Below are 11,383 nucleotides of genomic sequence, written 5' to 3' on the forward strand. Positions count from 1 at the left end.
CCGAATTTATCAAATCATTCAGCATTTCTATACCTCATCTTCTTGACTTTCAGTCAAGAAGCATCCCTCGCTTTACGCTCGCTTATAAATAATTGGTTCATCATATCCAAAAGTTCTTTTTCCGTTAATTTCCATGCTTTCAGATACTTCCAGGCAGCTATCGGAAAACTTTTCCCATAGCTTAAACATCATTACCGGAGTAAACTGGCTTATACTGCCTCCTTCCCAGATTCCATCCTTTTCATGATAGAGTGCAGGAGTAAATTTTTCGGATTTTTTCAATTCAGTGTAATCAACATTTTTCATAGAACCATATGAAAATGTACTCTTATCTTCTCCTTCAGGTATTTCATAAGAAGACAGTACAATTCCATCTTCCCTCTCTGTAATAAGGAAAAGATGCGGGGAAGCATGGCGTTTCCCATTTGTCTCATAGTAGCTTTCCTCAACAATAAATTTACCATTAAAATCTTTAGGAAGGTTCAAAATTTTTCCATTACAGATTGTATTAATGTGTTCTGCATAAGGATATATTTTACCTTCTTTCTGCATCTTATCAAATTGCTCTTTGTTATTAAAGTGTCCGGTCATCATGTCAATAAAATTATCGAGTTTCCTCATGTTTTTTACCTCCAAATTTCGATTATTAAGTTTATTTTTTTCATTCAACAATAAATCTCTAAGAAACAATTCAAGTTACTCAGTAGTTTCGTGAATACCTTTTTGAACAGTTGCACCATCAAGTACCCATTCTTTTTTGTAACATTGTAATCTCTTATCTGTCCTGCATATTTGTATATTCCCTAAATGGGTCTTTGTCCATATTCGTCCCCCCTCCATCACAACTCTAACAACTTTTTCAATTCTGACATTTCTTTCTGAATTTCACTCTCTATCTTTTCAATTTTCCCAAAAATCACATCCGTCGGCTCATATTCAACCGGTTCATATACTATTTCCTTATACTTATTGATGGAAAGGTCATATCCATTAGCTTTTATTTCGTCAAAATCGACCATAAAACTTTGCTCAGTTCTCTCCCTCTCTGTTTCCCCTTCAAGATTTTTAAATCTGTCAATTATATCCGGAATGTCATTTTCGCTCACTTCCTGTCTCTTATCGTCAAGACTGTAACCATCGGCTTTCATATCGTAAAACCAGACTTTGTCTGTTCCGCCCGAACCGGTCTTTGTAAATATCAATATCGCAGTTGACACTCCTGCATATGGCTTAAACACACCGCTTGGCATAGAGATAACTGCATCCAGTTTATTATTTTCTATAATTTCTTTTCTTATCTGCTTATGTGCTTTACTGCTGCCAAACAACACTCCATCCGGCACGATAACGGCTGCCCGTCCGCCCTTTTTTAGTATTCTCAAAAACAATGCCAAAAATAATAACTCTGTTTTCTTTGTTTTTGTTACCTTTAACAAATCTGCCGAAACAGCTTCATAATCCAAACTTCCCTTAAATGGTGGATTTGCCAGTACAAGTGAATACTTTTCAACATCCTTATTTTGCTCGGATAAACTATCCCTATAAGAAATATTAGGATTGTCCACTCCGTGAAGTAGCATATTCATCGCTCCGATGCGGAGCATTGTTCTATCCATGTCATTTCCATAAAACATATGATTAGCAAAATGTTCCTTAAATGCTTCATCATAAAATGACTCCTCATGATACTTTCGCAGGTACTCCTGTGCTTCTATCAAAAATCCTGCTGAACCCATTGCCGGGTCGATTATCACATCATCCGGATTTGGCTGTACTAATTCCACCATCATCTTAATTATATGACGCGGAGTTCTAAACTGTCCGTTAGTTCCTGCCGTTGCAACTTTTGACAAAAGATACTCATATAAATCTCCCTTTGAGTCAGTGTCGGTATCTTTTTCGTCACCAATTCCGAGATTGTCAATTCCATCAACAATTTTTGAAAGCATTGCCGCTGTCGGTATCTTGAATATTGCATCACCCATATATTTAGAATATGCCGACTCGCCATCCTGATGCAGATTTTTAATAAACGGAAATACACCGTTCAACACAAGGTCATACATTTCATCGGCAGAGCCTAAATTTTTAAACTTGCTCCACCTATATTTCTGGCAATCCCCCGGAAACATGGACTCATATTCAAATCCCAGAAAATTTGCCTCATTTTCCTTAGTTGTCTCTACATCATCCAACTGCTTTATAAACAACAGATATGTAAATTGCTCAATAACATCAAGCGGATTTGTAATACCACCCGTCCAAAATATCTCCCATATTTTATCTATTTTATTCTTAAGTTCGCCTGTTATCATTTTCATCCTCCACAGTTTATTTGTTAATTATACAATTTCAATTTTATGCCAAACTGACAGATTATGTTTATTATATCTTCTTTACTTTCATTACTATAGCTTGACAAAGTATTATATTTCACATTATATTCTAACAGGCATTTTGTTTCAACGAGAAAATTTGTATCAACTTTATATTTGCAATCAGTTCTGCTGCTTCTTTGACAATATTAAAATATTCAAAATTCTACTGTTTATACTTAATCTACAAACAGTAACAGAGCAGCTTTCCGTCTATTTTCCCTCTCTTTTATCTGATTGAATGTCTTTTTAAAAAAGGCGGTATCTGTATAACTTCCGTATCATCTCTTTTAGGTGCGATATTGTTACGGTTCGGATTATCCATGTGCTCTCCTAATGCCGTATGTCTTACTTCCTTTTCCGGCATACCTGTTGCAAAAAGTGATACAACAATTTTATCACTCTCTTCTTCTGACACTGTTCCCCATATAATGTTTACTTCTTCTCCTGCAAGTTCTCTTATATAATTCAGAGCATCGTCTAAATCTTTAAGGCAAATCTGTCCGCTTGTATTTATCAAAATATTTTCTGCTCCTGCAATATCTGTCTCCAGCAACGGACAGTTTACCGCCTGTTTTACTGCTTCTATAATTGACCCGTCATGTTCAACAGTTCCTATTCCAAAATGACCTTTTCCCTTATTTTCTAAGGTTGTTTTAACATCGTTATAATCAATATTAATATTTCCACAATTATAAACAATATTTGAAATTCCACAAATTGTATCTTTCAATACAGAGTCCGCCAATTCAAACGCATCACATAATGTGAGGGGCTTTTCCGAAATAGAAAGAAGCTTTTCATTAGGAATGACCAACAGCGTATCAACATTTTCCCTCAGTTTATTTATTCCTCCCTGTGCCACCACCATTCGTGGCTTATTCTCAAATAAAAACGGAATAGTGACAACAGCAAGCGTTAAAATTCCTGCCTGTTTACAGCATTTTGCGATAAATGGCACAGCACCCGTTCCTGTCCCTCCACCCATGCCGCAAGTAATTATCACCATATCCCGGTCTGCTATGAGGTTTATAATATCCTCCTCATTTTCCATTGCTGTTATATGTTTAGGTACCTTTATCTATAACTACTTTTTCCGACCAAAAAAGCGACATTTTTATTTTTGTATTGCAGCCACACCTCAAAAATAATATTAAAATAAAAAGACCGCCAACACACTAATCTTAGTGCATTGACGGTCTATGTTGTTTAATCACTATATTTTGTAGAATATCTCTACGAAAATCTACTTTTTCAGCTATAATTATTTAGCTGCTTTCTCAGCGATTGCTGCCTGTGCTGCTGCAAGTCTTGCGATAGGCACACGGAATGGTGAGCATGACACATAGTCAAGACCAATCTTATGGCAGAACTCAACTGATGAAGGATCTCCACCGTGCTCACCACAGATACCGCAGTGAAGTGATGGACGAACTTTCTTTCCTTTTTCTACAGCCATTTCCATAAGCTGACCAACACCTGTCTGGTCAAGTTTTGCAAATGGATCGCTCTCGAAAATCTTAGCATCATAGTAAGCATCAAGGAACTTACCTGCATCATCACGAGAGAAACCGAATGTCATCTGTGTTAAGTCGTTTGTACCGAAGCAGAAGAACTCAGCCTCTTTAGCAATCTCATCAGCTGTAAGTGCAGCTCTTGGAATCTCGATCATTGTACCAACTTCGTACTTCATATCGATGCCTGCTGCTGCGATCTCAGCGTCTGCTGTCTCAACAACAACCTTCTTGACATACTTAAGCTCTTTAACCTCTCCAACAAGTGGAATCATGATCTCAGGCTCTACTGTCCAGTCTGGATGTTTCTTCTTTACATTGATTGCTGCACGGATAACTGCTGCTGTCTGCATCTTAGCAATTTCAGGATATGTTACTGCAAGACGGCATCCACGATGTCCCATCATAGGGTTGAACTCGTGAAGTGAATCAATGATAGCTTTGATTTCTTCTACGCTCTTATTCTTAGCCTTTGCTAACTTCTCGATGTCAGCTTCCTCTGTAGGAACGAACTCATGAAGTGGTGGGTCTAAGAAACGGATTGTTACAGGATTTCCTTCAAGTGCCTCATAGAGAGCCTCGAAGTCTCCCTGCTGGTAAGGAAGAATCTTAGCAAGTGCTTCTTCCCTTTCTTCTACTGTATCTGAGCAGATCATCTCACGGAATGCAGCAATTCTGTCTTCCTCAAAGAACATATGCTCTGTACGGCAAAGTCCGATACCTTCAGCACCAAGCTCACGAGCTTTCTTAGCATCTGCAGGAGTATCAGCGTTTGTACGAACTTTAAGTGTTCTGTACTTGTCAGCCCAAGCCATAACACGTCCGAACTCACCGGCAATTGTTGCATCTACAGTTGGGATAAGACCGTCATAGATGTTACCTGTTGTACCATCAATAGAAATCTCAGAACCCTCTGTATATGTCTTTCCTGCTAATTCAAATTTCTTGTTCTCTTCGTCCATAACGATGTCGCCACATCCTGATACACAGCAAGTACCCATACCACGAGCAACTACGGCTGCGTGAGATGTCATACCACCACGAACTGTGAGGATACCCTGTGCACTCTTCATACCTGTAATATCTTCCGGAGATGTCTCAAGACGAACAAGTACAACTTTCTCACCACGCTCAGCCCACTCTACAGCATCTTCTGCTGTGAATACGACTTTACCGCAAGCAGCTCCAGGAGAAGCACCAAGTCCTTTTCCGATTGGAGTAGCTTTCTTTAACTCAGCAGCATCGAACTGTGGATGAAGAAGTGTATCAAGGTTACGAGGATCGATCATAGCAACTGCTTCTTCTTCTGTCTTATGTCCTTCATCAACAAGGTCACAAGCAATCTTTAATGCAGCAGGAGCTGTTCTCTTACCGTTACGGCACTGAAGCATATAAAGCTTCTTGTTTTCAACTGTGAACTCCATATCCTGCATATCGTGGTAGTGATTTTCAAGTGTATCACAAACCTTAACGAACTCAGCATATGCTTCTGGGAATTCCTGCTCCATCTGAGCGATTGGCATTGGTGTACGAACACCGGCAACTACGTCCTCGCCCTGTGCGTTGATAAGGAACTCACCCATAAGTTTGTTCTCACCTGTTGCAGGGTCACGAGTAAATGCAACACCTGTACCAGATTCATTGTTTAAGTTACCGAATACCATAGGCATTACGTTAACTGCAGTTCCCCATGAGTAAGGGATGTCGTTGTCACGACGATATACGTTTGCACGAGGGTTGTCCCATGAACGGAATACAGCCTCTACAGCAAGTTTCATCTGCTCTACAGGGTCAGAAGGGAAGTCTGTTCCTAACTGATTTTTGTACTCAGCCTTGAACTGCTCTGCAAGAGTCTTAAGATCCTGTGCTGTAAGATCTACATCATACTTAACACCTTTTTCTTCTTTCATCTTGTCGATGAGCTGCTCGAAGTATTTCTTACCAACTTCCATAACTACATCTGAGAACATCTGGATAAAACGTCTGTATGAGTCATATACGAAACGCTCAAATGTTGGGTCCGGGTTTCCTTTGATCATTGTAGCTACAACATCGTCATTCAAACCGAGGTTAAGGATAGTATCCATCATACCAGGCATTGAAGCACGAGCACCTGAACGAACTGAAACTAATAATGGGTTCTTAGAATCTCCGAATTTCTTTCCGTTGATTTCTTCCATCTTTTTAACGCCATCCATGATCTGAGCCATGATCTCGTCGTTAATCTGACGACCATCTTCATAGTACTGTGTACAAGCTTCTGTAGTTACTGTAAATCCCTGTGGCACAGGAAGACCAATCTTAGTCATCTCTGCAAGGTTAGCACCCTTACCACCGAGTAAGTTACGCATGGTCATGTCGCCTTCGTCGAACATATATACCCATTTGTTTGCCATTGTAAAGTTACCTCCTAAATATGAATAAATAATTGTCTGCGATATAAATCGCATTGCAACCGCCATCATTTCAAAATGAAAATCCGGCACAAAACTGACTTCATGTCAGATATATCTGTATCTCCTGCCAGGCAGGAAACGGCACACTCCTCAAATCAAGGACTGTACTCATGTCACTCGATAAACACGACATTTTCCGTTCCGCATGAAGCCGCTACCCATAGTATAACATATAAAACCAAAATGTAAAAATCTTTTTTTACAAAAAACTAAAAAATTTGTAACAGTTCCACCATAAAAAGATATTTGACGGAATAGCCTTTCAAATATATGAAGTAAACATAAGCTACGAATCAGCGTCTAATAGCTTCATAGCATCTTAAAACTACAAACCCTTATATATCCTCTCATTTTAAGTTTTAACTCAAACTCCCCATCAGGAATCTTATTGCCATCGAGTTCTATATCATATTTCTTAAAGTCCGTTTTTCTTCCAAATGCTGCCCACGGCATCTTTTTGTCCGTCCTGAATGCCGCTGTACCTATTTCGCTGTGTATACCAGTGGTTTTTGTCTGTCCTTTTACAAAGCATCCGATTTTTTCATCATTTGCAAAAGCTTCGACCACACCATCATCCTCTATAGATGCCAGTATTTCGAGAAAATATTTCTCCGGCTTAAACGGATAGGCTTTCTTAACACACACATTACTATATGAAATTTCACCATCCGTTTTATTATCCAGTGTGCATACTGCATCAAATCCGTTTATTCCCTCATACAGATAAATATTCTCATATTTATCATAGTGGTTTGCTTTTATCGTCTGCCATGCATCTCTTGAACTTCTTGCCGTCCCTTTTATATTTACAGATTTTTTTAAATAAATATCACGGCTTGACGAACCTGCCTGAATTTCATATTCTCCATCTTCAAGAATAAATCTTTCGTCTGCCACATCATAATATTTGAGGTCGCCTATTTTTATTTCAAGCCTGACTGTTCTTCTCTCTCCAGATGCAAGCTCTTTTACGCGTTCAAATGCCTTTAATTCTCTTATTGCCCTCTTAACTGCCGAGCCTTTCTTCGTCACATAAATCTGTACAACCTCATCCGTCACATATTTTCCTGTATTTTCGACTTCAACGGTCACTGCAATCTTTGTGTAATCTTTTATTTCTGCCGTCATGTCAAGGTATCTCACCTCGGAATATGTTTTTCCATATCCAAAAGGATAAAGCACCTCATCGTCATAATAAGCATAAGTTCTCGGATGAGCTATTATATCGTAATCTTCTTTAGGCGGAAGTTTTGCAAGCTCCTTATACCATGTCGTACTGAGTCTTCCCGCCGGACTTACCTTTCCAAAAATATTGTCAGCTATAGCTGTTCCAAGTTCCATACATCCTGACGCCGATAATAATATTGATTTGATATGCTCTTTTGCCCATGATATATCAAACGCGACATTACTTATAAGCACTATAATGACATTTTGATTGGCTTCATATACCGCTTCAAGAAGCTCCTGCTGATATGCCGGAAAATCAATATCCTCTCTGTCTACATCCTCTTTACAGGTAATAATTGGATCTCCTCCGAGGAAAAGTATCGGATATTTTACTTTTTTTGCAAGTTTTACCGCTTTTTCAATACCATCCGATACAAGTTCAAAGTCAAAATTACTTATCTTTAGAGATTTATCAATTTCATTCCTATTTTCCGCGTTCGCACTCATTTTCTGGGACATACTTTCTTCAACTATTTCATCATTATTACCATAATCGCATTTTTCTGTTTTTTGTAATGCACTTTCCACACATAGTTTTCCATTTTCATCTATATATAATGTCTCATCATTCCAGCTTGTCACTCCGCACGAAACAGAACTGTTAAAAATAATCTGTCTGTTCTCATTTTGTGAAACCTTTGTCTCCTCCGCTTCTTTTTTTGAAAGTTCTCCATCAGATTCTGATATTTTGAAAGCTTCTTTTACGAACCAGCCAAATGCTCTGTCTTTACAGGCACATATATCTCCACTTTCACCGCCATTAATATCATCCCTCACCGACAAAAATTTTCCTTTTGAACAGCTTTTAAGGGTAAACTGCTTTTTATCCCACTGTTCAACTTCAAATATTTCAGCATTTTTTTCATCTACAATGACAAGTCTGTCCTCTTTGTCAAGTCCGAGATATTTTCCGTCTGCCTTTATCTTAAATCTGCACAATCCTTTTTCAAAAGAAGTGTCCGTATATTTTTTTATTCCATCAAGTCCCGTCACATAATATGGTGGAAGTCCGGAATACCAGTCAAGCTGCCACACATCTGCAAGCGGTCCGATTACACCTATATTTCCAATCGCATCTCTTTTATCAATAGGCAGCAGACCATCTTTATTTTCAAGAAGTACAACTGATTCCTGTCCCATCTTCAGTGCAGTTTCCTGATTTTTCTTTGTACCGACATCTTCAATCGTAATCTGCGAATATGGATTGTCACCGTAGGCATCAAAAAGTCCAAGCCTTATCATTGTACCAAAACGGTTTCTGACCGCCTCGTCTATATCTTTCATTTCAATCAGACCGAGGGCATATGCTTCTCTTACTGCATCCTCCATCTTTTCCCTGTTATCAGAAAAACTGTCAATACCTGCTTTAATTCCTGCTGCCACAGTCTGTGCATCCGTGCCAAAATACTCATGCTGGTTTACCGTCTGAAGCACATCACCACCATCCGTCACCACATGATGAAGTCCCCACCTGTCTTTTGCATAATCCTTAATATCACGCATAACCATACATGGTACACCGTTTATCTCGTTGTATGCCGTCATCATAGCTTCCGCACCATGCTCTTTTATAATTCTTCTGAAAGGCTCATGATAATATTCGTGTTTATTTCTTGGATCTATTGACGAGGAAGTAAATGTCCTGTCCTCCTCAACATTATTTGCATAAAAATGTTTTAAGGTCGCAGCACATCTCAGATAGAAATCGTCATCTCCCTGCATTCCCTCAACATATGCACCTGCAAGTCTCCCTGTCAGATAAGGGTCTTCTCCATATGCCTCCTCATTTCTTCCCCACCTCGGATCACGCTCCATATCAACCGTAGGTGCCCACACCGAAAGACTTCCGTTCTTTCCTGCAGCAAAAAGACCTCTTGTTTCAATTCCAACTACTTCGCCCGACTTTTTAAGCATATCCTCGTCCCACGACCGGCTCATTCCTATGGGATTAGGAAAAATTGTTGTAAAATCAGGCTCACGCAAATCCCCTCCCTGGTCGTGTCTCGCCTGCACTCCGTGTGCTCCCTCGCCGCCTATATTGAACGCCCTGATACCAAGTCTGTCAATATCAGGATTAGCATTGCTCATACAGCTTATCTTCTCATCTAAAGTAAGGCTGTTAATTAAAAAATCAAGTCTTTTTTCTATATTAAGTTCATTGTCCCACAAAGGATTTTTTATCTTTTTATTAGACATATCAATCTCCATTCTCAAAATATAATTCGTTAGTTTTGTCTATATTGCAAACCGACATTTAATGTGCATCTATCACTTTCAGTTCTTAATGCAGTCATTTTACACTTTTATACCATAATTTTTTATAAAATATTACCCCAAATATTCCCCAAAAATACACCATTTATCGGTTTATGTGTTTTTCATAAAAAAACAATAGAGGAACCGGGTTATTTCCGATTCCTCTAAAAAATATGCCCTTGAGCCGCGTAGGTATTCAAGGTACTTTCAATTATAGTATATGCTAATTAATCTTTTTAATTAGCATATACATTATAAATAATTGTAGCAAATCTGTCAATATTAAATAACAAATAAAGTTTACTTTGAATTTATATTTTTTTCAATCTTTTCCAATTATTGGGCATTCCCATAATTCTTTGGATTTTTTTTACAGTTATAGTCGACAGATTTGAGGTCAATTCATCAAACAATCCCTCTATCTGTCTATGATATATTTGATATCGACTATCAGGCAATAACATTTTTAAAGCTACCATTACTGCAAAATAATCATTTTTTCTTAAATTTGTGCCAAAATATGAAAAATATCTATTATTACATAAATTAACATATGATAAATATGAATACAACCGTTCATCATGTGCACACCTATTTCTGATTGATGCCAGAAAAAACAAACAGCTTGCCAATTTATTCTCCCTCACTCCCCATTTTAATCTGCGAGCAACATCCTCTCTTTCCTGTTGTATCATATTAGAATAGAATTTACTTATATCTCCCATAGACAGTGCATTTACTAAAACCCATAATGGAAGATAACTTTTCTCCCTTACATAATGCGACACCGACAAATCTTTGTTACAATTAAGTGAAATCTTCTTATATAAGTTACTAAGTAAAATACATACTTGATTATACTTGTCAGCTCCGATTGTATCAAAATTTTCAATTTTAAGATAATTTTTATGACCATGTATCTTTGAAAAACAATAAGCAACCAATGCCTTAACCTGCTTTTCTATCTCAAGTATATACTCTAATGTTACTATTCTCAATTTACGGTCAAATTCATATAAAGCATATATTTCTTCTAAGGTTGTTCCTGCTATATACTTTTCACCGCTAACATTCTGTTGCAAAAACGGTTGCTTATATCCATTTATCAAATTATAATAATTTACACTTCTTATAACTTGTTTAGCCCACCGTTTATTTCTAATAATAACTCCACGACTTTTCAAAATCCCTATTTGTGTCCTGGTATCTCTAAAAATTTTCTCCACCATGTCAATCTCCTTCCCCAACTTATTCAAGTAACAAACAATTTATAATAACATTAACATAATTTTGTATCATTAACAACTATGTTAAACTATTGTCAATCTTCATCTCCTCATTTCTTCTATAAAAAAACTTATTTTCTGCTTATAATATTTTCATTCTTTTCTAATTGTATTTTACAGTTACTTTTACTTTAGCAGACTTTGTTGCATGATTTCCAAAAATCGTAACAGTTCAGCCCTTCATTTATTACATTCATAAACCTGCCAGCAAGCTGTCAGTCGCTGCTATGCAGCTTGAGTTTACTTCATTTCATAAATGAAAGGCT

The 11,383-nt window shown here is 37.7% G+C and carries 6 protein-coding genes; all 6 read right to left on the reverse strand.

Translation table 11 applies throughout. The annotated features are described in order from the left end of the window. Window positions 1-72: 72 nt before the first annotated feature. Entirely contained in the window at window positions 73-621 is a 549-nt protein-coding gene (locus DW721_RS15215; protein ID WP_055946543.1) for a hypothetical protein, read from the reverse strand. Window positions 622-839: 218 nt separating this feature from the next. Next, window positions 840-2,315 (reverse strand): class I SAM-dependent DNA methyltransferase, encoded by a 1,476-nt coding sequence (locus tag DW721_RS15220; RefSeq protein WP_118746238.1) that lies wholly within the window; start codon window positions 2,313-2,315, stop codon window positions 840-842. 289 nt (window positions 2,316-2,604) lie between these two features. Beyond that, window positions 2,605-3,429 (reverse strand): cell division protein FtsZ, encoded by an 825-nt coding sequence (locus tag DW721_RS15225; RefSeq protein ID WP_118746239.1) that lies wholly within the window; start codon window positions 3,427-3,429, stop codon window positions 2,605-2,607. A gap of 210 nt (window positions 3,430-3,639) precedes the next feature. After that, window positions 3,640-6,285 (reverse strand): pyruvate, phosphate dikinase, encoded by a 2,646-nt coding sequence (gene ppdK, locus DW721_RS15230; RefSeq protein WP_022014163.1) that lies wholly within the window; start codon window positions 6,283-6,285, stop codon window positions 3,640-3,642. Window positions 6,286-6,654: 369 nt separating this feature from the next. Beyond that, on the reverse strand, window positions 6,655-9,771 hold the full coding sequence (locus DW721_RS15235) for a glycoside hydrolase family 3 C-terminal domain-containing protein (protein ID WP_182436355.1): 3,117 nt from the start codon (window positions 9,769-9,771) through the stop codon (window positions 6,655-6,657). Window positions 9,772-10,142: 371 nt separating this feature from the next. Next, entirely contained in the window at window positions 10,143-11,057 is a 915-nt protein-coding gene (locus tag DW721_RS15240; protein WP_182436356.1) for an Abi family protein, read from the reverse strand. Window positions 11,058-11,383: the final 326 nt, after the last annotated feature.

The organism is Clostridium sp. AM27-31LB, from assembly GCF_003480745.1.
In the GTDB taxonomy this organism is placed as follows: Bacteria; Bacillota; Clostridia; order Lachnospirales; family Lachnospiraceae; genus Butyribacter; species Butyribacter intestini.

Bases quoted from the DNA above. Each gene is read 5' to 3' on its own strand.
- DW721_RS15215 (WP_055946543.1), bottom strand. From the start codon at position 621: ATGAGGAAACTCGATAATTTTATTGACATGATGACCGGACACTTTAAT.
- DW721_RS15220 (WP_118746238.1), bottom strand. From the start codon at position 2,315: ATGATAACAGGCGAACTTAAGAATAAAATAGATAAAATATGGGAGATA.
- ppdK (WP_022014163.1), bottom strand. From the start codon at position 6,285: ATGGCAAACAAATGGGTATATATGTTCGACGAAGGCGACATGACCATG.
- DW721_RS15225 (WP_118746239.1), bottom strand. From the start codon at position 3,429: ATGGAAAATGAGGAGGATATTATAAACCTCATAGCAGACCGGGATATG.
- DW721_RS15235 (WP_182436355.1), bottom strand. From the start codon at position 9,771: ATGTCTAATAAAAAGATAAAAAATCCTTTGTGGGACAATGAACTTAAT.